Origin of the sequence: Alteromonas sp. AO-Serp, assembly GCF_017849675.1 — a bacterium.
In the GTDB taxonomy this organism is placed as follows: Bacteria; Pseudomonadota; Gammaproteobacteria; order Enterobacterales; family Alteromonadaceae; genus Alteromonas; species Alteromonas macleodii.
This window is the reverse complement of the sequence record NZ_JAFLMX010000301.1, coordinates 1-23,680: the sequence shown is the minus strand read 5'-3', so window position 1 is coordinate 23,680 and position 23,680 is coordinate 1. Positions and strand designations below refer to the sequence as shown.

Annotated in this window: 23 protein-coding genes; 6 read left to right on the top strand and 17 right to left on the bottom strand. The window is 44.9% G+C overall.

From position 1 onward, the window contains the following. Together QVA83_RS19500 and QVA83_RS19495 are read right to left on the bottom strand one after the other, a co-directional pair. Positions 1 to 227: oxidoreductase (locus QVA83_RS19500; RefSeq protein ID WP_502711477.1), on the bottom strand; the 227-nt coding region annotated here is incomplete at its 3' end. 211 nt (positions 228 to 438) lie between these two features. Then, the gene (locus QVA83_RS19495; RefSeq protein WP_014977269.1) at positions 439 to 1,758 is read right to left on the bottom strand and encodes a carbohydrate porin; all 1,320 of its coding nucleotides are present in this window, start codon (positions 1,756 to 1,758) and stop codon (positions 439 to 441) included. 499 nt (positions 1,759 to 2,257) lie between these two features. On the opposite strand from QVA83_RS19495, the gene fucP reads away from it, so the two are divergent. Both fucP and QVA83_RS19485 read left to right on the top strand, forming a co-directional pair. Further along, positions 2,258 to 3,595 carry an L-fucose:H+ symporter permease gene (fucP, locus tag QVA83_RS19490; RefSeq protein ID WP_061486472.1) on the top strand — a complete coding sequence of 446 codons (1,338 nt, stop codon included), beginning with the start codon at positions 2,258 to 2,260 and terminating at the stop codon, positions 3,593 to 3,595. A 247-nt stretch (positions 3,596 to 3,842) separates the two neighbouring features. Beyond that, positions 3,843 to 5,096 (top strand): ArsB/NhaD family transporter, encoded by a 1,254-nt coding sequence (locus QVA83_RS19485; RefSeq protein WP_061486471.1) that lies wholly within the window; start codon positions 3,843 to 3,845, stop codon positions 5,094 to 5,096. 63 nt (positions 5,097 to 5,159) lie between these two features. Here the strand turns inward: QVA83_RS19485 and QVA83_RS19480 are convergent, their stop codons facing one another. Both QVA83_RS19480 and QVA83_RS19475 read right to left on the bottom strand, forming a co-directional pair. Further along, a complete protein-coding gene (locus QVA83_RS19480; protein ID WP_069944834.1) occupies positions 5,160 to 6,362 on the bottom strand; it encodes an anhydro-N-acetylmuramic acid kinase in 1,203 nt (400 codons plus the stop codon). A 10-nt stretch (positions 6,363 to 6,372) separates the two neighbouring features. Further along, positions 6,373 to 7,698 (bottom strand): OapA family protein, encoded by a 1,326-nt coding sequence (locus QVA83_RS19475; RefSeq protein ID WP_049588114.1) that lies wholly within the window; start codon positions 7,696 to 7,698, stop codon positions 6,373 to 6,375. Positions 7,699 to 8,014: 316 nt separating this feature from the next. Between QVA83_RS19475 and tyrS the strand changes: the two genes are divergently transcribed. From tyrS to QVA83_RS19455, 4 genes are all read left to right on the top strand, one after another. After that, positions 8,015 to 9,214, top strand: coding sequence for a tyrosine--tRNA ligase (gene tyrS / locus QVA83_RS19470; protein ID WP_069944833.1), 1,200 nt, complete (start codon positions 8,015 to 8,017; stop codon positions 9,212 to 9,214). 374 nt (positions 9,215 to 9,588) lie between these two features. Continuing rightward, positions 9,589 to 10,296 carry a hypothetical protein gene (locus QVA83_RS19465; RefSeq protein WP_069944832.1) on the top strand — a complete coding sequence of 236 codons (708 nt, stop codon included), beginning with the start codon at positions 9,589 to 9,591 and terminating at the stop codon, positions 10,294 to 10,296. Between the two features lie 70 nt (positions 10,297 to 10,366). Further along, the gene (locus QVA83_RS19460; protein ID WP_069944906.1) at positions 10,367 to 10,894 is read left to right on the top strand and encodes an RNA polymerase sigma factor; all 528 of its coding nucleotides are present in this window, start codon (positions 10,367 to 10,369) and stop codon (positions 10,892 to 10,894) included. Beyond that, the gene (locus QVA83_RS19455; protein ID WP_231513106.1) at positions 10,891 to 11,559 is read left to right on the top strand and encodes a hypothetical protein; all 669 of its coding nucleotides are present in this window, start codon (positions 10,891 to 10,893) and stop codon (positions 11,557 to 11,559) included. Before QVA83_RS19460 ends, QVA83_RS19455 begins: the two co-directional genes overlap by 4 nt. A 15-nt stretch (positions 11,560 to 11,574) precedes the next feature. On the opposite strand, the gene QVA83_RS19450 is transcribed toward QVA83_RS19455, so the two are convergent. The 13 genes from QVA83_RS19450 to QVA83_RS19390 form a co-directional block, all read right to left on the bottom strand. Then, on the bottom strand, positions 11,575 to 11,928 hold the full coding sequence (locus QVA83_RS19450; RefSeq protein ID WP_014950555.1) for a DUF1428 domain-containing protein: 354 nt from the start codon (positions 11,926 to 11,928) through the stop codon (positions 11,575 to 11,577). Between the two features lie 97 nt (positions 11,929 to 12,025). Then, a complete protein-coding gene (locus QVA83_RS19445; RefSeq protein WP_069944831.1) occupies positions 12,026 to 13,384 on the bottom strand; it encodes an NAD(P)/FAD-dependent oxidoreductase in 1,359 nt (452 codons plus the stop codon). Positions 13,385 to 13,414: 30 nt separating this feature from the next. Next, complete coding sequence (locus tag QVA83_RS19440) at positions 13,415 to 14,020, bottom strand: GNAT family N-acetyltransferase (protein WP_069944830.1); 606 nt, start codon at positions 14,018 to 14,020, stop codon at positions 13,415 to 13,417. Next, entirely contained in the window at positions 14,017 to 14,418 is a 402-nt protein-coding gene (locus QVA83_RS19435) for a DUF2721 domain-containing protein (RefSeq protein ID WP_014950552.1), read from the bottom strand. The genes QVA83_RS19440 and QVA83_RS19435 overlap by 4 nt, the downstream gene beginning before the upstream one ends. 136 nt (positions 14,419 to 14,554) lie before the next feature. Beyond that, entirely contained in the window at positions 14,555 to 14,959 is a 405-nt protein-coding gene (locus QVA83_RS19430; protein ID WP_014950551.1) for a rhodanese-like domain-containing protein, read from the bottom strand. Positions 14,960 to 15,092: 133 nt separating this feature from the next. Further along, on the bottom strand, positions 15,093 to 16,016 hold the full coding sequence (locus QVA83_RS19425; protein ID WP_170826515.1) for a cobalamin-binding protein: 924 nt from the start codon (positions 16,014 to 16,016) through the stop codon (positions 15,093 to 15,095). Next, positions 16,013 to 16,960, bottom strand: a complete 948-nt coding sequence (locus QVA83_RS19420; RefSeq protein WP_061486466.1) for a cobalamin biosynthesis protein CobD/CbiB — start codon at positions 16,958 to 16,960, stop codon at positions 16,013 to 16,015. The genes QVA83_RS19425 and QVA83_RS19420 overlap by 4 nt, the downstream gene beginning before the upstream one ends. Before the next feature lies 1 nt (position 16,961). Continuing rightward, a complete protein-coding gene (locus tag QVA83_RS19415; RefSeq protein ID WP_014950548.1) occupies positions 16,962 to 17,663 on the bottom strand; it encodes a 5'-methylthioadenosine/adenosylhomocysteine nucleosidase in 702 nt (233 codons plus the stop codon). Positions 17,664 to 17,827: 164 nt separating this feature from the next. Next, a complete protein-coding gene (locus QVA83_RS19410) occupies positions 17,828 to 18,415 on the bottom strand; it encodes a DUF2726 domain-containing protein (protein WP_014950547.1) in 588 nt (195 codons plus the stop codon). A 209-nt stretch (positions 18,416 to 18,624) separates the two neighbouring features. Continuing rightward, positions 18,625 to 19,074, bottom strand: a complete 450-nt coding sequence (locus QVA83_RS19405; RefSeq protein WP_014977266.1) for a hypothetical protein — start codon at positions 19,072 to 19,074, stop codon at positions 18,625 to 18,627. A gap of 159 nt (positions 19,075 to 19,233) precedes the next feature. Further along, positions 19,234 to 20,751: a M20/M25/M40 family metallo-hydrolase gene (locus QVA83_RS19400; RefSeq protein ID WP_061486465.1), complete on the bottom strand. Its 1,518-nt coding sequence runs from the start codon at positions 20,749 to 20,751 to the stop codon at positions 19,234 to 19,236. Positions 20,752 to 20,869: 118 nt separating this feature from the next. Continuing rightward, entirely contained in the window at positions 20,870 to 22,285 is a 1,416-nt protein-coding gene (locus QVA83_RS19395) for a glutamate synthase small subunit GltD family protein (RefSeq protein ID WP_014977264.1), read from the bottom strand. Between the two features lie 13 nt (positions 22,286 to 22,298). Beyond that, positions 22,299 to 23,680: GltB/FmdC/FwdC-like GXGXG domain-containing protein (locus QVA83_RS19390; protein WP_287498831.1), on the bottom strand; the 1,382-nt coding region annotated here is incomplete at its 5' end.

Below are 23,680 nucleotides of genomic sequence, written 5' to 3'. Positions count from 1 at the left end.
GTATAAATTCCAGGGGTATCAACCCAGCCTATGCCTTCTTCTGAAATGGCCGTTGCTTCAGTAATAATGAGCCCTGCATCTGCGCGTTGTACATAGTGATCGCCCATAATTTTATTGGGTATGCGATCGGCGCCAGCTCTACCTCTCGTCATAGGGGCTAAGACCATGCGGTTTTGCAGTGTATTCTCTGCCCAATCAAACGGGCTAAAAAGTACTGAGTCTGTCATTCTTATTCCTTATTCAACGTAGAATAGATTGATGTTGAAGCGCTAAGCGTATTGGTGCTCAAAACGCTATAAGATAGTAGTGAATACAGAGATAGCGAGAAGTTGGATTGGTAGAAAGTTGTCCTTGAAACTAATTAAACTCAACGGCAGGGAATGGCATCGGTTTGAAAAAAAGCGCCCGAAGGCGCTGTAAAGTGTATTGCAGGGAGATTTAAAGTATCAAAGCCGCTAGGTTTACGTCGAACCTTAGGCCCAGAACAATCGCATCATCAAGTGCCATGGCTCTGTCGCGCTGTGCGAATTGGTCGGGGTTGATAATGTAGTGAACGTTCGGCTGAATTCTTACGTGGTCATTGAGTTGATAACCATAACTTAGCTCTAACATGGTTTGGCTGCTTGCTGGTGTACCAACCCCGCCGTTTATGCTTCTTAATATACGCTGATCCTCTAGCGCTTCGTCACTGTACTGTTGACGGGTAAATACGAAGCCAATGGTATCGTCAGGGCGTGAGGCCAGTGTGCCTCGCAATACAAAGCCCGCTTTTATATAGTAGTCTTCAATCAGCTCGCCCGATGTACCGGTTAGCACGGCACCGAATAGTGTTAACCCTTCTTTCGTTAGTGGGTTAGGACGAGTAACAGTTTGTTCAAAACGTGCGAATATACCCGAGCGACCGTTTCTAACAGCGTAATCATTGCCTGACTGCGCCGCATAGTTGCCCTCCTCATCAAAGACTGGGTCGGTGTAGTCTGCGCCATCGTACCAACCGCCAATTTCGTAGCGTCTTGGAAGTTCGTCATTGTCCCACGTAGTTTGATATCCCAGAGTGAAGGGCACAACAACACCTGTAGCCTCATTAGTCGCCCAATCGAAGCCGTGATCGCCTAAGTCTTGATGACTGGTGTTATCTTCATAGACGCCGGTATGAAAGTATGTTTTTTGCGAAAGCCAGTATTTCGCATGGCCACCCCAACTCGAAACCGGCCACCAAGTAAAGTTACTGGTTCTAAATACAAAGGTTGGGTTCCCACAAGCAGCATTGGTTTGAAAATATTGACAAAGTTCAGAGCCTAAAAAGCTGATATTCGCTACTGTGCGGCCACCTTCCAGTTCTAAATCGCCATCTAAAAACGAGGAAGAAATCGTAAACCGTGCAAGACGGGTATTTTGGCCGCCAAAGATTTCTTGTACGGACGTACTGTTCCCAATGTAGTGCTCGGCTAAGTTTTTGCCGTGTCGGTTTGTCATGGCAATATGGATTTTGGTGTCTTTCCAGCCCGCTAGCGTATTTAAATCTAATTCCCCACCTACAAAGAGCTGACCAGCATAGGCACTGCCTCTGCGTTCACCACCGTCAATATTGGTGGCTGACTCACCCGTATAACTTGCTTGAAAGTCAAACGCGTCTTGAAACTTACTTTGTGATGCTGACGCAGTGGCGGCAACAATGGCGGTGCTTGCGAGGAGCGCTGTTTGCAAGCCTGTCTTACATCCAGAAAAGCGACGGGTAACTGTAGGTGTTTTCATCATTATTCTCTCAATTAAAAATGTTTATCAACCGCAGCTTGTTATAAGCGTGTGACTGATGACATCTACGCATTTGTTGCTAACTCCTTGTTGACGCAAGATAAATCAGAGTTAGCTAACGTTACAACGCGTTAACATATGCTTGTTTTGAACGAAATCTAACTAACCTTTGTTATTAAATCAACCTTGTTTATTTATTTCTTTTGCTACATTTGTGTGTTTTTCGTTAATAGTGGGGAGATGCGATGGCAGTATTTCAAGGTGAGTAGAAAGCGTTCAGTGAGGCGTGCTATCTAGGTTATGTCATTGTCTATTAAGAAATTTTCAAAGGCGGTTTTATCCGTTTAATAATAGTCACGCATTTTCTGTTAACGGTCGTCTACATATAAAGTCTAATTTTTAACGCAATCTGAAATAAGTAAATCAAATTGATTTATTGACAGGGGTAAAGAGCAATGCTTAAATTGGTTAACTAATTTTTTACAAGCGAAAGGCCGTTCTTATGAAAAACAACGCCCCTTTGGTTTCCAAAGACACATTGATTCCCTTTGTATTGTTAACGATTTGCTTTGCTGCATGGGGTGTGGCTGCGAACATGACAGACCCTTTGGTAAAGGTATTTAGTAAAATATTTACCATGTCGTCTTTGCAATCGGCATTGGTTCAATTTGCCTATTATGGCGCGTATTTTTGCTTAGCCATCCCTGCTGCTTTTATCAACAAGCGCTTTTCTTATAAAACAGGTGTATTGACCGGACTGGGCTGCGCGGCCGCGGGGGCATTCTTGTTTTATCCTGCAAGCCAAACCATGACTTACGGCTTTTTCCTTGCTGCACTTTTTGTATTGGCTGGTGGATTATCCATTCTGGAAACGTCGGCGAACCCTTACGTCATGGCGATGGGAAATCAAAAAAGTGCGACACGCCGTTTAAATCTAGCTCAAGCATTTAATCCCGTTGGTACTAATTTAGGTGTGTTTTTGGCTGCAACACTTATATTGCCAAACCTGAATCAGGCATCTGCACAAGAGCGTGCCGCCATGTCGGTAAGCGAGCTTAAAAACGTGATAGGGGCTGAGCTTGATGCGGTAATGCTTCCTTATGTAGGTATGGCATGTGTACTCGTTTTGGTTTGGGTTGCAATCTTCCTGATCAAAGCGCCAATTCAAGAATCGGTTGAGTCTAGTGTGGAAGACGTTCAGTTGGGCGCTTCGCTTAAGCGGTTAGTAGCCAACAAGCATTATCGGTTTGGCGTATTGGCTCAGTTTTTTAATGTCGGAGCACAAACGTGCGTGTGGACCTTCACCATCCAATATGCAATGAAAGCGACAGGTGGCAATGAAGTGAGTGGTGGTGAAATTTTACAATACAGCATGATTGTATTTCTAATTTCTCGTTTCGTGATGACGTGGGTTATGCAGTACCTCTATCCAGCTAGACTGCTAATGATCATGTCACTGATTGCCATGGCGCTATGTATCTTCATGACACAGTCTCCTAATTTAGCAGGCGTAATCGCATTGGTATCTATCTCTGCCTGTTTGTCACTCATGTTTCCAACGATTTACGGCATTGCGCTTGAAGGTCTGGGGGAAGACACTAAGCTAGGCGCAGCAGGCCTTGTAATGGCCATTCTTGGTGGAGCTATTATGCCGCTGTTCCAAGCCGCCATTATTGATAGCGCAGGTGTTGTTGTGTCATATATTGTTCCAGCTATTTGCTTCTTGCTAGTAGGTGGCTATGGCTACTTCGACATGCGCGCCAAAAAGAGCAGCGCTAAGCCTCAGTCCGAAATAGACGCAGATGCCCTTAAAAAGATGGAAATGGGAATAGCTAAATAGTATTTCTTCAGAAACGTGTACGGGGCCAGTGATTCTATCACTGGCCTTTTTTGTATATTGAATACGTTATGTATTCCACTTTTTTGAGGAATGCACTCAATTAGTTAACAGCATTTTTTCACCGTATTTTCATCAGTTTAGTGCATGTTGAATATAACTGATTTTTCCCCTTGTATAGCGCAGAACACCTGCTAAAGCATGAACAGCAATCGTATAATTCACCCCTGACAATTTGGGAGTAAAACGTATGCTGGACTATGTGCTCATTGGCATAGCGGTAATGGCATTATTGGGTGTGGTATTTGAAGAAGTGCTACACGTGAATAAAGCCAAAACCACATTATTTTTCGGAACATTCGCATGGATCCTTCTTTTCATAGATGCGAATAGGGGCCCTCACCTAGCAGAGCTCAATGAACACCTCATAGAAAACATAAACGAAATATCCACCCTCTGGTTATTCCTTGTAGCGGCAATGACTTTCGTTGCTTACCTTAACCGCAAAGGCATGATTGAAAACATGTTAAACATTATCATGCCGCAAAAAATAACCCTCAAAAAACTCATATTCTTTACCGCTATTTTTAGTTTTTGCTTCTCCTCGCTAGCTGACAACATCACAGCGACCTTGGTGTCTATTGCCATGGTTTTATCCTTGGGTTTGCCCTTCAACCAAACCATGCGATTTGCCGTGCTAGTGGTATTTGCGGTGAACTCTGGGGGCGTGTCGCTAATAACCGGGGATGTCACCACTCTTATGATTTTCTTGGATGATAAGGTCACTATAACTCAGCTGCTCTTACTTATTATTCCTTCACTCACAGCAGTACTATTTCTAGCGTTACTGTTGAGTATAGGTATGAAGGGGGAGGTTAAAATAAAAAAAACACGCCATGAACTTAGGCCGGTTGATTACGTAATTGCGGGAATATTCCTGTCCACTATTGTACTGACGTTAATTGCCAATGTGCTTTTTGCTATTCCACCTATGCTTTCGTTTTTAGCGGGTATGGCGGTTATGTTTTTAGTGGCAACCTTTATGGGAGAAGAAAAATATGATGATCCTATCTTGGACTATATTCGCCTAATAGAATTCGACACGCTTCTGTTTTTCCTTGGGGTGTTGCTGCTTGTCGGAATGCTCGATCACATTGACGCATTGGGCGCACTTTTACATGTATATAGCGTAATGCCTTCAACAGGGGCCAACTTTGTGATGGGGGTGTTGTCTTCCATGATAGATAATGTGCCATTAACTGCTGCGTTGTTAAAAGCGGACATTGCCATGTCGACAGCTGAGTGGATGGCGTTCACGTATGCAGTAGGCGTGGGGGGCTCGTTACTTATTATTGGCTCATCAGCAGGCATTGTTACCATGAGTAAGGTTAAGGGCCTGACGTTCGCCAAATACGGCAAGTTCGTGTTGCTTCTTCTTGCAGCGTATAGCGTGGGTTACGCGCTGGTATTGGTAATGGCGAATATGTTTGTTACGGCAAGTTAAGGTGGTGACGTTGCTTTTATAAAAAGAACCAATAAAGCGTTTGAGGGCGATAGTCTGTCGCCCTTACGCTTTTTTATATAACGCTCCGAGTACCGTGGCTTTCGAAGCCCCTGTGACTGCAGGCACATTGCCTGGAATATCATTCACATACGCATGTGCAAACCACGCAAATGCTGCGCCTTCAACGTGCTGTGGATGGATGCCCAGAGCATGGCTGTCTGTTACTACATAATCGCTTAACGCATTGCTCAGGTTATGCATTAATGCTTTATTGAATGCGCCACCGCCACACACTATAACTTCGCTTTTTGCGCCTTCTCTATTCGTTTTAGGTAAATGCTTTACAATTTCCTGAGCGATAGTGCTACCTGTTAGCGAAAGTAAGGATGCTTGCACGTCTTTAGGGGCTAAATTATTGTTCTTTTCTTCGCTTTGCAGCTCTGCACTAGAAGGGAAGTAATCGGCGAGCGCATTGCTTAACCAATTAATATTGAAATACTCTCTGCCAGTACTTTTAGGCGCAGGCAAAGCGAAGTAATCATCCAGTAAGAGCCTGTCTAACAGACCTGAGTGACAATGCCCTGACGCAGCCCATGCTCCATCTTCATCAAAGCTTTTATTTAAATGAAGGCTTATCCACTGATCCATCAAGGTGTTACCGGGTCCGGTATCAAACCCTTTAGGTGGCGAAGCATCTTGTTTTGGCGCAAGCAGTGAAACGTTTGCTATGCCGCCAATGTTAACGAGTGCCCGGTGTTTATCATCACTGGCAAATACTGCATTGTGAAAAGCGGGCACTAAGGGAGCACCCTGACCACCAAGGGCTATATCTTTGCGCCTAAAGTCGGCAATAACATCAATGCCGGTAAGAACAGCGATGGTATTAGGATCGCCTATCTGACAGGTGAAGCCGCGTATGGATGATTCTGCAAAGTGTGCTGACAATACATCGGAATTTGGGTGGTGACGTATGGTTTGGCCGTGCGAGCCAATAGCCGTAATATCCGAAGGATGTAGGTTGTTTTTCTCAATCAGCGCTAAGGTGACCTTTGCAAAGGTTTCAGCAACCAGTCTATCAGCGATGGCCAAACTATTAAGTTCATCAGGACCTTCACTACAAAGTGCATTGAGTGCAGTAAGTAATTCGGCAGAATAAGGAATTGAATGGGCGGCGAGGGTGGTGCAAGACGTTTGCGAGATGTCGCACAGGACGGCGTCGACGCCGTCCATGCTAGTACCTGACATCAGGCCAATATATTTTGCCATTTAGTCGTCGCTATTTCATTGCAAGCATAATGCGCTTGTTATTATCTAGCTGCTCTTGGCGTATTGCGGCAATTTCCATAAATCTTTCTCTCTCTTCCTTAGCAATAGGAAGCGCCTTCGGTAGCTCTACCGTACGAGGGTTTCGGTGAACACCATCCACTAAGAACTCGTAGTGAAGATGGGCGCCAGTAACCATACCTGAACTACCTAAATAGCCCACGGTTTGGCCTTGCTTAACCGTATCTCCTACCTTCACTGCACGCTTTTTAAAGTGAAGATATTTGGTTGTGTATTTCTCGCCATGCTGAATGAATACATGGTGACCGTTATATTTATCGTATCCGGCTTTAATTACCTTACCGTCACCCGCAGCCATAATTGGCGTACCAACCGCAGCAACATAATCTGTACCGCGGTGCGCTTTCCAACGCTTTTGCACGGGGTGGAAGCGAGCTTTTGTGAAGTTAGAGCTTACATATCTAAAATTCACCGGCGCACGTAAGAAGCTCTTACGCATACTGCGCCCTTCAGGCGTGTAGTATGTGCCATCTTCGTGAAGAATAGCGCTAAAATGCTCGCCTTGGTTAGTAAATTCCGCTGCTACGATGTCGCCGTAACCGACAAATTCACCGTCGATGTATTGCTCTTCGAATACTACGTTGAACGTATCGCCAGAACGGATCTCAATGGCGAAGTCGATATCCCAGCCGAAAATACCCGCCAAATTCATAATTTGGTTGCTGGTTAAGCCTGCATCACTGGCAGCGTTCCAAAAGCTTGAGTGAATTTCACCTTGGGCGAAGTTGTAGCGAATGTCTACATCCCGCTTTTCAAGCTCAGCGGTTAAGGCGCTGTTCTCATCCGACGATTCTGGACGTACAAACAGGGTTTCAGTCGAAGACAATTTGTACTTTAGCTCGCCGAAGCTGCCGTCTTTATTCGCTTTAAACGATAGTTCATCGCCGGGCAATAAAGTAACCAGCGTTTTTGTTAGCTCTCCTGCCTGCGTTACGTTATATACGTCACGCGAAGTGAAGCCAGCACGCTTAAAAAGCTTTGCTAATGTATCGCCACTGCGCACCTTGTACGTCTGCCATGAAGATTCTTCTTCACCAGAAAATACGTTGGTTGACGGCGCAATATGAAGCTCCACCGGATAGCGGACACCCGCATCCAGAATGTGTGCTTCTTGATGGCGACTGGCTTCTACTGGTTCACTTGGAAAAAGAATAAGCCCACCCAGAAATAAGCTAGCTACTGCTAACCCAGTTCTGTGCTGTTTCGGTAATTTTTTAAATAAATTGAGCGCTTTAGAAGCGTCTAATTTCTTTCTCATACTACTGCCCACCTGAGAAATGTTATGTGCACAACACTATTTCACATACGTTGCTTAAAAATGCAACTTTTCTCATTATATTGTTAGCGCAAATTGTTACACCCAATAGCTCTTATCATGAAGACTATTTCTTGAGTTTACTGAATACAGTCCACGTTAATTCAGCACTCTATTTCCACGTTAAAAGCTGTTGGGTTTAACAACATGACTGTTTGTAATCCGTTTTTTGACGCGCAAACCTTTTAATGGTTCCGTTGTACGCGTAAAATGCCCGCCAATATTGAATATACAGTTTTTTTAAGAGTGTGACGTACAAATGAAAGATTGGCAAACAGCGCTAGCTGAGATTAAACGGGGCGTTGATGAAATACTCCCCGAAGAGGATTTAATTGAAAAACTAAAATCCGGCAAAACCCTAACCATCAAAGCGGGTTTTGATCCAACTGCGCCTGATCTGCATCTTGGTCACACTGTGTTGATCAACAAGTTGCGTACATTCCAGCAACTAGGCCACAAAGTTGTTTTTCTTATTGGCGATTTTACTGGCCTAATTGGCGATCCTACAGGTAAAAATGTAACACGCAAGCCTTTAAGTAAAGAACAGGTATTAGAGAACGCGAAAACGTATCAAGAACAGGTGTTCAAGATCCTTGATGAAGATAAAACGGAAATACGTTTTAACTCAGAGTGGATGGACGACCTTGGTGCGGCGGGCATGATCAAACTTGCTGCAAGTCAGACGGTTGCTCGTATGCTAGAGCGCGATGACTTTAAAAAGCGTTATAACAACGGTCAGCCAATTGCTATTCACGAGTTTCTGTATCCGTTAGTGCAAGGTTGGGATTCTGTTGCGCTAGAGTCAGACGTTGAATTAGGTGGTACTGATCAGCGCTTTAACTTGCTAATGGGTCGTGAGCTTCAAAAAGAGCAAGGCCAAAAGCAGCAATCTATTGTAATGGTTCCGCTTCTAGAAGGTCTAGACGGCGTTCAGAAGATGTCTAAGTCTTTGAACAACTACATTGGTATTACAGACGCGCCAAACGACATGTTTGGTAAAGTGATGTCTATTTCTGATGATTTGATGTGGCGTTACTATGATCTTCTAAGCTTCCGTCCGCTAGAAGAGATTGCTGAGCTTAAAACTCGCGTTGCGAACGGTGAAAACCCACGTGATATCAAAATCATGCTGGCGAAAGAGATTATTGCACGTTTCCATGACGACGCAGCGGCAGAAGGCGCGCATCAGGACTTTATTCAACGTTTCCAGAAGAACGCTATTCCTGACGACATGCCCGAGCTTGAAATTGCATTGAGCGATGAAGGTATTGCCATTGGTAATTTGTTGAAAGAAGCTAACCTTGTAGGTTCGACTTCAGATGCTATGCGCATGATTAAGCAAGGCGCAGTTAAAATTAACGGCGATAAAGTGGAAGACACCCGCTTAGTAATCACCGAAAAAGGTGAAAACGTGTATCAGGTGGGTAAACGCAAGTTTGCGCGTATTACGCTAGCCTAATATTTTTCTGATAGTTTTTGAAAGCCCGCTTAGTTAAGCGGGCTTTTTTTTGCCTGAAATATAAGTACTAGTGGATAGTAGGGCGATCATTTTTTTAGAAGGCCCTAACTACTCATACAAAGTTAAGCATCAAGCCAAATTTGAAAGTGGGGGATATTGGCTTTAACGTTTATAAGTAATTGTCGTTAAACGTTTTTTTATTTTTCTTACTTTTTTTTGAAAAAGTTTGTCAGGATTTTGCAATCGCTATCGTCTATAGGGGAAAAATCAATCAATGAACCCAACTGTACGATAAGCAGTTAACGCGTAGCAGGCTGGGATGAAACAACAGTGAAACTCAATACTAACGCTTACGCAATGCAAAGGATAAAAACATGACAACGGTAACTTCAACTCGTGCAACATACCATCAAGCTAACAAGAGCCTTCCTGCGAAGGAAGCGTTCACATGGCTGAAAGAGGGTTGGCAGCTTTTTGTAAAAGCGCCTTTTAAATTAATGGGGCTTTCTTTTGTTACCTTATTAGCCGCGGGGCTCATTCAAGCGCTAGCAGGGCCAATTGGCTTAAGCATATCTAAATGGGTAGGTCCGCTTCTGGCTGCCGTGATGTGGCTGGCCATTGCCAACTTAGCAGAAAATAACAAGGTGAGATTGTCGGGCGGAACCCTGCGCTCATGGACAAATGTTGCTTTGTGGAGTTTGACCGGGCCAGTGATCGCGTGGATACAATTTCAAATTGGCGCTATGTTAATGGGCGCAGATTCAGTGGCGGCGTTAGCAAATGGTGTTGTAGTAGATGTACCCGCTTGGAAGGTCGGGCTAATGATGGGCTCGGCAACACCAATAAATTTACTGCTTTTATTTGTACCTATGTTGCTTATTTTAAAACATCGCTCAATCCCAGCATCTTTTACAAATAGTATTGCTGCAGTAGTGGGCGCTTATAAGCCGATGTTGATAATAGGTGCCCTGATTTTCTTAACAGTTGCACTTGCGCCCTATACTTTCGCATTGTCGGGATTAGTGTTTGGCCCTATTGTTTCATGTATGTGCTTTGTTGCTTACCAGCGCTTATTTCGCTAATCAGCTAGGAAGCGTAATTCAACAGCTCACTTAAAGCGTGGAATTAAAAAATAATAAAAATGGAAATGCAGTGAAAGAAACCATTCAAATAGAAAAACTGCTTAGTGAATACGCGCCGCTCATGGCGCGTATTGCGACAACATTTGAGGCTAATAAATCACTTCAAGATGAGCTGATACAAGAAATGTCACTGGCGGTTTGGCGCGCTTTTGAAGGAGCTTCAAAAGACAGTGGTAGTGGCTTTCGCGGTGAGGCAAGTGTGAAAACGTTTGTGGCCAAAGTAGCGCATAACAAGGCGGTCGATCACGTGATTAAAGAGCAGCGGCGTCAAGAGTTTAACCATGACGGCGAATTTGATTCTTCTCACACAACCAGCGCCAGCTCATCTCGGGATGCCACGTTACAAGAGAATGCGATGGATCTTTTGACAGGCTTACGTCAACTAGAAATAAAGTACAGACAGGTACTGGCTTTGTTATTAGAAGGTTTTAGTCAGCTGGAAATAGCCAATATGTTAGGTATCAAAGAGAGTGCCGTTGCTAAGCGAGTAAGCCGCGCCCGCCAACAGCTAACGCAGATAATGGAGCAACAGCCTTGAGCGATAACAAAAAAGCCTTGAGCGAAGATAAAAAAGCCTTGAGCGATAACAAAAGAGCCTTGAGCGAAGAAAAATTAAGTATGGCCGAGAGCAGCACGCAAATGAACGAATTAGATAAGCAACTCGCTCAGTGGCAAAGTGCCTACAAGGATGCAACCCCTTCAGTAGATACAGATGCACTGATAAAGGAAACCAAGAGCGCAAGATTTAAACTTAAACTAAAAGGTGCCGTTGATTTGGTGCTCGGGCTAGCGGTTTCTGTGTGGTGTTTAACTTTGGTGTTGTTCGAGCCACTTAGCACGTATCAATTTTTGCTTTTCATGGTACTCACACCTATTCCCGCCGCTTTCGGGGCATGGGGATATTGGGTAAGGCAAAAACAGTGGAAGGTCCAGACGTTAGACGTTCAGTCAATGTTGGCGTTTAAACAAAACCAATTAAGACAGCAATTACATTACTGGAAAATTAGCCTCTATGGATGCTTAGCTTTGTGGTGTGGATTGCTGGCACTCGCCGTATTTAATGTACTGATGTTTAATGCCTTCACGCTGTGGGGGACACAGCTTTTGATAAACAGCGTGGTCGTTTTTATTGTATACCGCCGGTACAAAAAGTTAGCCGCCGACTTGCCGTCGGCGCTAAAGAAAATAGAAGATATGAAATAGCTGAAACTAATAGTCTTATAATTCCAGCATTGGTACGAAGCCCCCATAAATAAGGCGCTTACCGTCGAAAGGCATGGGGTTTTCGTTTTCCTGCATTCTGGGATCTTCCATCACCTTTTTCCATGCAGTATCTCGTACTTCTTTTGAAGGCCAAAATGCAATGGAAAACACCACGGTTTCATTTTCTTTGGCTTTAACAGCCATCGGGAAAGACGTGACTTCCCCTTCAGGGACATCGTCACCCCAAGCTTCAAGTATTTTAGTCGCACCATACTCTTTAAAAATATCGCCGGCGAGTTTGGCGTGCTCAATGTATAACGCTTTATTTTCAGTGGGAACGGCTACAGCAAAGGCATCGATATATGACATGAGGTGACTCCGTCAAAGAATAGATACCTAAAATAGCCTAATTTATAGACAGCATGCAATGCTTAACTTTAAGGTGAATCGTAATTTATAACCATTACTAGCGTTCTGCTATTTTCGCCCATTGGTACAAGCCATGCAGTGCTAGCCTTCTTGCTTTTGCAAAGGGGTAGGTTTTCAAAGGAGAACGATAAAGGGGAAGCGATAAATCGACGTCATTGCTACCCATCATACGTTGAGCAAGTCGTTGCCCTGCAAACGCGGCAAAAGAAACGCCCGAACCGCAATACCCCATGGCGTAACCGATATTACCGCTAGAGCGGTTTAAATTGTTGCCGCTTACCTCATTGTCGATGAAAATCCGCGGCATATTGTCTAACGATACACTTACCCAACCACTCCAAAAATAATCCATGGCTATACCGCTAAGTGAAGGGAAACTTTTTACCATAGCGCGGTATAGTCGCTGTTTCTCTGACGCGTTATCTGCATCTTTACCTTTTACGGCACCACGACCGCCGAATAATAATCTGCCATCTGGCAAAACACGGTAGTAGTATTTCATCATCCGTGTATCCATAAAGCTCATTGGCGTGGTTAGGCCAGACTTTGCGCGCTGTTCGCTACTCAATGGCGCAGTGACAAAAATGCTCGACTGAACAGGAAATTGCTTATTGTCTACGCTGTCATGAAAGCGCTTAGGGGTATAAGCATTAGTAGCAATGAGTATGTGTTTGGCCGAAACTGACCCGCTGGGTGTTGCGACAACATATCCGGTCTTGTGCTTTTCAATGCGAATGGCTGGCGAGTCGTAAAAAAGCGTTGCTCCAAGCTCCTTTGCTACTCTTGCATATTCGCTCACTAATTTTAAAGGGTGTAAGCATGCACCCTTTAGCTCAACGCCACCATACGCCCCTTCAATACCAAAGCGCGCAATAAGGTCTTTTTCACTAAGTGGAGAGCTCGGCACATTGAAGTGTGACTCAAGATGCTTAGCACTGGCACAGAGTAGTTCGGCTTGCTTTGGGTTATGCGCCAGTTTTAAATAGGGTCCTTCTACCAAATCGACCTGCATATCAAAGTCTGCAATACGTTGTTTAAGCAGGTGTACCGCGCCATCAAACTCTTCCTGCATAGCTTTGGCGATGTCGCGACCCCACTTGTCCTCTATGGCGCTTAAGCTCAATCGGCCGCTACCCGAGAGGATAAAGCCCCCGTTGCGGCCCGCACAGCCAAATCCCGGTGAATTCGCATCAAGTAGCGTGACTTCTTGTTTCGCTTGAGCAAGAGTGATGGCAGCTGAAAGACCGGTATAACCACCACCAATGACGAGGTACTCAGTGTTTACCTTCTTGTTTAAAGGCGGTATTGTCGGTGGTTTATGTGTGGCATGCCAGTAGCTGTTTGCCGCGGGTAACATTGATGAAACGCCGCGTGAAATAAGAGGGTCGTAGGTCATAGAATAAAAACGTTTTTACCTTTGGCGTACTTATGGGGCTTGAAATTGAAGTAGCATTTCCGCACCTTCACACTCGCAAAAACCCTCGCATACAGGGCAATCGTAGCCTTCGTGAATAGATGCGTAGCGCCATTTATTGGGGTGTTTCTTGATAAGCTGCCCCCCATTTTTGGTGAAGTACTTAAATGCGCTGTTGCCCGGACTTGCCAACCAAATATGTGCTAAACCCGCTTCTGCGCCTTGAGTTTGCGCACATTCAATCGATTTACTTAATAGTCTGCTGCCAATTCCACAGCCCTGCATTGCGGGGTATACCGTATTACATTTGAAATAACATACGGTATTTGGATCTACTGGCCAAAGGGAAGGGCTGCACCACTCATCTGCTTCCCATTGCTTATGCGCAAAGGTGAGCCTGAAACCAACAACTTTTTGTTTGTATAGGGCTACCCAGCTAGCATTAGTATTGCCAACAAAGCTCTTTGCATAGTAATCAGCAAGTAGCTCGTTGGTTAGGTAGTTATCTCCGTGCACGTGATTGCCAAGAGCAATCACCCCTGCAAAAAACTCAGGCGCTAGAGACTCGTAGCTGATATCACTTTGAATTATGTGGCTCAAATGATTTGTGGGCTTCATACTTTTTCTTTACGCGGGGCGTTTTTCATCCCGTCAAGGTGCACATCCAAGGCTTCAACTGATATCAATATTTCTCTTACCGACATCCATAGTGAATATAGAAGTGATACTAAACTTGCAGCAAACACCCAGTTTCCTACCTGTTGATAGGTGAGGTATATCGCTAGCATGGATACTACACAAAGAAAAAAACTACCCACACCTGCTATTTGCATTCGCTTAATAAGTTGAATACGTAATCGAAGGTTTTTTATTTGTGCTTGAGTATTCTCATCTCTCTCTTCTTTTGAAAAGTTTCGGATAATAGTTGCAAGCGTCAAAAAGCGATTGGTATAGGCTAGAAGCAATAAAGAAATCGCCGGAAATAACATGGCCGGAGTAGCAATATCTATTTTCATGGGTGTTTCATACAATCGTCGAGTAAAAAGAGTGTATCACAGGGGCTCAGTTACACACAGTAATCAGCCAAGAGGTTGAACTTACAACATCTTTAGTGCCAAAGACTAATACGAAGGAGAAGGCGGAATATTGAGTCTACATTCGGTCAACTGTCATGCCAGCGGCACTCCAGCCTAACATATCGCCTTCTAAATGCATGACTTCAGAAAAATCGAGTTCTTCCAATACTTTCATTGCCAGTTTGGCTCTTCTGCCTGAACGACAATAAATGATAATAGGCTTGTTTTTGTGGCCTTCTAATTCGCTAAGGTAGTCATTGATATTTTCATGGGGCATATTTACTGCGCCAGGAATGTGACCATCGGCGAATTCTTGCGGAGAGCGAACATCAATAAGGAGCCAGTCGTTGTTCGCAACTCGCTCGATAAGATATGGTGATGCGGCAACAGAGGCTTGCGCGGTCGCTTTCGCTGTGCACTGAAGCGACACAAACAATGCAACACTGATAACAACTAGAAAACCCGCAACAACAATCCGCATGAATAAAAACTCTTACCTTTTTATAGAAGATTAGAACCTGCTCTTATTCTGTTACACAAAGGCGCTTAAGTTGAGCCAAGTCGGTGTGTATCAATTGAAAACAGCCCAGCAGGTCTAGACTTAAGTATAACGCTTATGCGCTTTCTTTAATACCTTTACAGAGTACTTTTAGTTCATTTATTAATCGCAATGAAAACCGACTGGTGACGTCTGGATCAACAACAATTAAGGGGGCTTTGAGGAAAGAGCGATGATCACGCCAGAATACCTCAAGTTCTGAATGCGTACTTTTAGATGCCGCAATGAGTGCATGAGGTTGGCGAGTAAGTACATCTTTTAATGCGACTTGAGGATAGTCTACAGGACTGTCTGCAAATAATGTTTGAGCACCACACACATTCAGCAGTTGGTTACCCCACGCGTTGGGACCGATGGTCATAAGTGGAGCAGTCCACGAATAATAAAATACTGGTATAAGCGAGGATTTGTCGTATTTACTTCGAAGTTCGGCTAGTTCGTTGAGAAAATCATTGGAGAGCTGGGTCGCCTGCTTTTGCGTATTTGTAAGTGCCCCAAGCCTTTTAATTTCGCTGGCTATATCAGTGATATTTTCGACCTTGCTGCTAAATACGTTTAGACCCATCGAGGAAAGCTTATGGATATCTTGCGGCTTATTGCCTCCATCCCATGCAAGAATTAAATCAGGTTCTAACGCCACAATGGTAGCGATATCGGCACCTTGAAAATCCGCCACCCGCTTAATATTTTTCGCGGCGTCAGGATAGTCGCTATAGTCGCTTACACCTACAAGGTTAGGGCCTAAGCCCAAACTAAATGCCCATTCGGTAAGGTGGGGCGCAAGGCTGACTATCTTTAGCTCGACGGAATTTGATAAGGCGCTTGATTCCGAGCTTGGTGCAACATCGGCAGAAGCAAATTGATCTGAATGAGCTAGGTGCTTTGTCTCGGCATCTGATTCTGAGTTAGCAAATGTGAGAAGAGGTAAATAGCTTAAAATTACAAAAAAAATGGTTTTCATCATAACTGCTGTTTTCATTGGGCTACGGCCATTGCCAGCATAGCTAACGATGCAAAGGCGCTAACCGCAATCATGGCATGAGTGACCGTATTTTTGGCTGTCAACATGTGAGAGTACTTTACCTCGTTAGCGCCTCCCACGCGGGTGTATCGAATCTTCTTGTTGGCATAAATTGCTGGTCCGCCGAGTTTAATATCAAGCACACCGCCCATAAGCGCAAGCAGTAGCGACGTTTTATCTTTCACTGGGGAGCGCTTTATGGCGCGAAACCCTTTAATAGGATGGCTGACCAGTAGTGTTGCTAGACCACCAATGACCGCGGGCGGCATATTAAGTAAGTAAACAAGGTTACGTACGGGTTTGGCAAAGAAAGTCATTGCAGGGGTTCGGTAATGCCACTGCCAAGTTGTGAGCAAAAGCAATCGATAAATGAGTGCGCCTATGGGGCCTGCCACTACAAAGTAGAAAATGACGCCGCAATAAAGATAAAGAAACTTCAGCCAAAGCGATTCTATCGCGGCTTTGGCAATTCCTATATCGGAAAGTGAAGCGCATTGACGTGCGGTAATGGTTTGCGCCATTTCACGTGCGAGGGATTTTTTATTTCTTCCCACACTCGCCAGCACTTTTTTGTACTGTTGACGCTGGTAACCGTAATCGAGCAGTGCGACAAGAATAATCGCCTCAAAGAATACGGGGTATTGGGCCATGTACACCAAGATGGCAACACATACTACCAATGGCGCAAGAAGAACTAGGGCGGCTAATGAGCCTGAAATATAGTGCTGAGACCTACCGTATTCGCGAGAGGGCACCACTTTGCGCCCCATTTGCTGAACGAGGTAGCGCATGAGCGTTAATGGATGAGTACTTTGGGGCCAGCGCCATAATGCGTCAACGGCGATAGCCAGCCAAAGTACGAATAGCGACTGGTATTGCGGGTCGCTAATTACCTCTGTCATCTTATTTTGCGAGGGCCTTAATCATTGCCATAACTAATTGTGCTGAGTGTTTAGCGGCAGTGTCTAGATACTCTTTAAAGCTCACTGACGACGTTTTTCCTGCAATATCCGACAATGAACGAATGACAAGGAAAGGCGTGTCGAGCATATGGCAAGTTTGACCTATAGCTGCACCTTCCATCTCAACCGCTTTCATGTCTGGGAAGTTTTCACGCAGTTCTGCTACAGCTTCGTCGCTACCGATAAACGCATCGCCCGTACAGATTAAACCTGTTGTCGACTGAAGCGACGTAATGCCTGTGGCAGCACTACGAGCGGCTTCCATTAACCTTGTATCGCAACGGAAATCTTCAGGCATACCTGCGCATTGACCGAGCTTGTAGCCAAAATGGGTTAAATCGGCATCATGGTGAATAACGTGACTGGCGATCACTAAGTCACCGATGTTTAGATTCTTGTCGAAACCTCCGGCAGAACCGGTATTGACAACAGCATCAGGGGCGTACTGTTCGATAAGTACAGTAGTAGCAATTGCTGCAGCCACTTTACCAATACCGCATTTCACTAGCACCACTTCTATGTCGTTAAGTGTACCTTCGTAAAACGTCAGGTGCTTCCACTGGGTTTCTTTTACATTCCAAAGTGACGCTTTAAGTAGCGCAACTTCTTCGTCCATTGCACCTAAAATACCAATTTTTTTCATAACTTTACCGACGGTGTTGAGGGAGTTTAACGCGTGAATACGCTGTTGAATGCGTTAATTGTATAAGGAAAACGGGCAAACTGACAGAAAAATGCCTCTGTAACCGCTATTTGAGAGTAAGAAAATAGCAAAGCAACAAAGGCCAGGGGAAGTGGGCTTATGTCTTAAGCTGCAGCTGGTCTGCTTGAACGCACTGGGCGAGTCGGGCGCTTTGGTGGCTCTGGATTATGCGTTGGCAGCTGTGCCATTTTTTGCTGTAAACGGCGATATGGAATGAGTTTGTTTTCCAAACACTCGCGAATATCGTCAACGGTATAACCAGACTTCACTTTAATTCTTGCGTGAGGAAGGCCAGCAGCATCAAGAGCTCCTGTTACAAACCAGTCTTTTTGTGATTTATAACCATCTTTGCCTTGGCTATGAACTAAGTCGATAGCAAGAACAGGACTCATGTCGTGTTTATCTACTAATACAAAGTCGAGCTGTCTGCTAGAAGCTCTGCTGATGGCTTGGCTTGCCGTCTTTTTATTTGCAGACTGGCGAACCGCCACTAAATCGTTAAGACGCACACGGCACACTATGCGAAACTCTCTTCCCATAGCCTGTTCGATAAGGTTTAAAAAAGAGTGCTCAACGGGGGTGAACAATTGCGGCTTTCGCCTAAATGGAAATGCGACACCGCCGTCTGACAACTTTATGGCACCCAGTGCAACGACAATAAGTAACATCATTAGAATAATTGCCAATTCCATCGTAACCCTCGCAAATATCAATAGTTAAAGCCCACGGAATGCATAATAAAGAAGCCCGCTAAAGTATTTATATCGAAAAAAGCTTGGGCTCCGTTTGCAGTTTGAGCGTCATAAAAATGACACTCACTGTTACCGTGGAGTAGTTATTGATGATTTTGCAAAGCAGATGCCAACATGAGTAGATTTCGTAGTTGTCTTGCTAAAAGGGCTTATTTTGTTGTGGATGTAACAAGAATATCCACTTGAGAGCCAGTATTATCTGGGCTGATTATTACCCTGACCCCTTTATCTTCTGAGGATAACAACGTGCGGCCGCTAACTGGCGTGTGAGTTTTTAAAGCGGGGTGCGCCGTTTGGTAAACATTCAGTAATTCACTCGGGGAGCGAGGAGAGTGGTAAACCATTACTGCTGTCTTGCTTTCGTCAAATGCTTGGCATTGTCTTGCATCATCAGAAATCTTAACTTGCTGAAAATCAGAAGGGCAAGACCTGATGCTTGGCTTACTAGGTGAAGAGTTGACGCTTTGTTTCTTAGTTTGGTTGTTAACTTGCGCATTTAATGAAGCGTCAACAGCAATGGTATCAGCTAAGCTGGCATTGCTCGCTGCTATCGCCAGTGTTAGACAAAATGTAAGTTTCTTAATGTTTAAATGCTGCATAGATAGATTCTTCACCCGATGTGCGATGTCTTTAATTGCTTAAACGATAGTAGAGTCGTAACTCTCGCGCTTCAACTAAACCTTGGTCTATTAACGTATATTAGTGAGGTTTTTCGTATAAGTTTTGGTTTAAAGCATCACTTCATCACTACAACTCTATTACTGGTCATAAGGCGTGGTCAGTAATTGATACAGCGCATTTGTTCCACTGTAAAAGTTCCCTATACGTAAGTTTTCATTAGGGGCGTGTTGATTGTTATCAGCATTGACTAATGGAATAAGAATTACCGGCTTCTCTATACTGTTTACTAGCGGTGCGGTTGGAACAGTACCCCCCATCATTGGAATAACTACAACCTTCTCATCGCTTACAGATTCTAGTGCCTTTTGCGCCCATAGACCAACTGGCTCATCGAGGGACGTTTGTAGTGCTGCAGTGCCGGGGCTAACTTCTATAAGAATGAGTTTTTCATGCTTTAGACGGGTTTCTTTTGATGGCAATTCGTCCACAATGTGATATCCCTTAGCTGTTATATAGTCTTTTAACAGCTTAACTTGTCTGGACGAGTGAGCCTCTTTTGTAGTTCTAATATCGATGGACGCTGTAGCGCTAGCCGGAATGATTGTCCTTACTGCTGTTGTGCTTGCAGCGCTCAATCCATTGATATTTAGAGACGGAAGACTAATGGATTCATAGTAGTTGCTACCTACAGACTCTGACTTTGCTACCCCAAGGCGTGCCAATAGTGCAGTTTCATCAATAGGAATGTCTCGAAGCACCTGTTTTGTTTCTTCTGACAAAGGAGCGTCTCCGTAATAATTAGGAATAGTCACCTTGCCATTTTCATTTTTCATCCCTGCTAAGAGTGTTGAGAGCATAAAAGCGGGGTTTTGAATGTAGTTGCCAAAGTGCCCACTATGGCTATCAGAGTTTGGTCCGAAAACAGTGAGCTTAACCAGTGTCGCACCGCGATGACCGAAAACTACGGTAGAAGCGTTGGATGGATGCATGGGACCGTCTAACATTACTACGGCATCTGCAGAAAGCTGCGCTTTGTTTTTTTCTATCACTTTTGCGAGGGTAGGAGAGCCACCTTCCTCGTTTGAATCAAGGAGCACTTTGATATTAACTGATGGCGTCACCTTATTCGTCGAAAGTGAGTTTATGGCTGCTAGTAACATCATAATTGGGGCTTTGTCGTCAGATGCCGAGCGCGCAAAAATACGCCAATTAGGGTCATAGTCTTTATCGAGTAAAGAGAGTGGTTTTTCAACCCAGCTGTCATTTTCTTCGATTTTTAGAACGGGCTGCCAAGGGCTGTCTTGTTCCCACAACTCAGCGTTAACCGGTTGACCATCCATATGTGCATAAAAAAGCAGGGTAGGGGCATTTTTCCCAGCTAGCATGTAATCAGCATACAGCATCGGCATGCCGTTGTTTTCCAGCAGCTGAGTATTAAAACCATACTCGCTGTATTTCGTTGCCGTCCAACGCGCAACCTTTTCTATATCAGTTGCTGATTGCGTTGCAACGTTGGGTAGCGTGAGATATTCCAAGTAGTCTGCGAACACAGCTTTAGCCGAGTGAGTGGTAAGTGCGTTACTTTCCTCTGCCTGGGCGCAATATGAAACGGAAACTAAAAATAACCCGTAAAGTAGCCCTGTCCGCAATCTCATGATGTCATCTCTTTATTCAATTATTCTATCTAATGTAAATCGTATCTCTTTAGTTTTAAATAAAAAAGCTCGATAGCAGAACTATCGAGCTTTTTATAAAGCGACTTGAGAGCGACGGTTAAACGCCTATGTAATCCATAATACCTTCGGCAGCTTTACGGCCTTCGTCGATAGCAGTAACAACCAAGTCACTACCACGTACCATATCGCCACCGGCAAAGACTTGCGGGTGAGAGGTCTGGTAAGCAAATTTGCCAGCAGATGGCGCGCGTACGCGACCTTTTTCATCAAGCATAATGCCGAAGTCAGCAAACCATGGCGCAGGGCTGGGCTGGAAGCCGAAGGCGATAATTACCGCGTCTGCTTCTAGTACGTGCTCTGAACCTTCCACTTCAACAGGGCGGCGGCGACCATTGGCATCCGGTGGCCCCATTTCGGTTTTAACCAGCTTAACACCACATGCATTACCGTTTTCATCTACTGCAATGTCTAGAGGCTGAAGATTGAATTTAAACTCAACCCCTTCTTCTTTCGCATTAACAACTTCGCGGCGAGAGCCTGGCATGCTTTCTTCGTCACGGCGGTATGCACAGGTAACTTGGGCAGCGCCTTGGCGGATTGACGTGCGAACACAGTCCATCGTGGTATCACCACCACCTAGTACTACTACGCGCTTGCCTTTCATATCAATGTAATCAGCAGGATCTTTTTCAAGGCCCATTACGCGATTGGTGTTGGCGATAAGGAAAGGTAAGGCTTCGTGAACGCCTTCAACTTCTTCGTTATCGAAACCACCTTGCATCGACTTGTACGTACCCATGCCTAAGAAAACAGCATCGTATTTATCAAGCAAATCCTGGAACTGTATGTCTTTACCAATTTCAGTGTTAAGTACGAACTCAACACCCATCTCGGTAAAGATTTGGCGGCGTAGCTTGATCACGTCTTTCTCTAATTTAAAAGACGGGATACCAAATGTAAGTAGGCCACCAATTTCTTCGTATTTGTCGTAAACAACAGGTTTAACGCCGTTACGAACCAGGATATCAGCACATGCAAGACCAGCTGGGCCTGCACCTACAATCGCCACTTTCTTGTCGGTCCATACCACGTCAGACATATCTGGGCGCCAGCCCATTTTGAATGCTGTATCGGTAATGTACTTCTCAATACTACCGATAGTCACAGCGCCAAAATCGTCATTCAGTGTACATGCACCTTCGCACAGTCTGTCCTGTGGACATACGCGGCCGCATACTTCCGGCAAACTGTTGGTTTTATGAGAGAGTTCCGCAGCTTCCAAAATACGGCCTTCGTTCGCCAAGCTTAACCATTGTGGAATATAGTTGTGTACAGGACACTTCCATTCACAGTATGGGTTACCGCAGTCCAAGCAGCGATCTGCTTGGCCTTCGGTTTGAGATTGGCTCAGCGGTTGATAAATTTCCGCGAACTCTTGTTTACGTACCATGATCGGCTTTTTCGGCGGATCGATACGTTCAACATCGACAAATTGATATACGTTCTTTGCCATAAACTAAATCCTCCTACTGAGCCTGAATGCGTAATTCAGCACTTGAACGACTGATGTGACCAAGCAAGTTTTTCACATCACTGGTTTTTGGCTTAATAAGCTTGAAGCGTTTCAGCGTTGCGGCGAAGTCAGTAAGCAACGACAACGAGTGCTCGCTTCCTGTTTCTTCGTAATGCTGATTAATTAAGCCACGTAAGTGCTCAGCAAGAATCGCTTTATCTTCAATTGGCATTACATCGACCAGTTCCGCATTTACACGGTTATCAAGGTCGTCGCCATCATCCATAAGATAAGCAAAACCACCAGTCATACCTGCACCGAAGTTAACACCAACCGGACCAAGTACAGCCACGATACCGCCTGTCATATATTCACAGCCGTTATCGCCAATGCCTTCAACTACCGCAATAGCACCAGAGTTACGTACGCCAAAGCGCTCGCCAGCACGGCCAGCAGCAAACAGCTTACCGCCTGTTGCACCGTAAAGGCAGGTGTTACCCATAATGGCGCTGTCGTGGGCGTCGTAAGAGATATTGCGTGGTGGGTGAATAACAAGCTTACCGCCGGTCATCCCTTTACCTACATAATCGTTGGCATCACCTTCAAGGTGCATATGCAGGCCGCCAGCGTTCCACACACCGAAGCTCTGACCCGCTGTACCGGTAAGTTCAACTTTGATAGGTGTATCTTCAAAGTCGTGGTTACCGTGGTGTTTAGCGATTTCACCTGATAGCAATGCGCCGACAGAGCGATCCGTATTGCGGATTGGGTATTTAAGGGTAATAGATTTACCGTCAACAACCGCTTGCTGGCCGTCTTTAAGCATCTGCGCGTTCAATTCACCTTTATCGATAGGTGCGTTGGTCGTTTGTGAGCAGAATAAGCGCGTATGGTCGCCTGCTTTAGGCTGCGCTAGCAACGGAGACAAATCTAAACGGTTTTGCTTAGCGGTAATGCCATCTAAAACTTTAAGTAGCTCTGTGCGACCAACAAGGTCGTCGAACTTAGCAATACCCATAGACGCCATGATTTCACGCACTTCTTGAGCAATAAACTTGAAGTAGTTCATTACCATATCAGGTAAGCCAATGAAGTGGTCGTCACGCAGTTTTTGATCCTGCGTCGCAACACCGGTCGCACAGTTGTTCAAGTGGCAAATACGCAAATATTTACAGCCTAACGCAACCATTGGACCTGTACCAAAACCAAAGCTCTCAGCACCTAAAATACCGGCTTTTACTACGTCTAAGCCTGTTTTCAACCCGCCGTCGGTTTGAACGCGTACTTTATGACGTAAGCCGTTTTCAATAAGCGCTTGCTGAGTTTCAGATAAACCAAGCTCAAATGGGCTACCCGCATACTTAACTGATGTTAGCGGGCTTGCACCTGTACCGC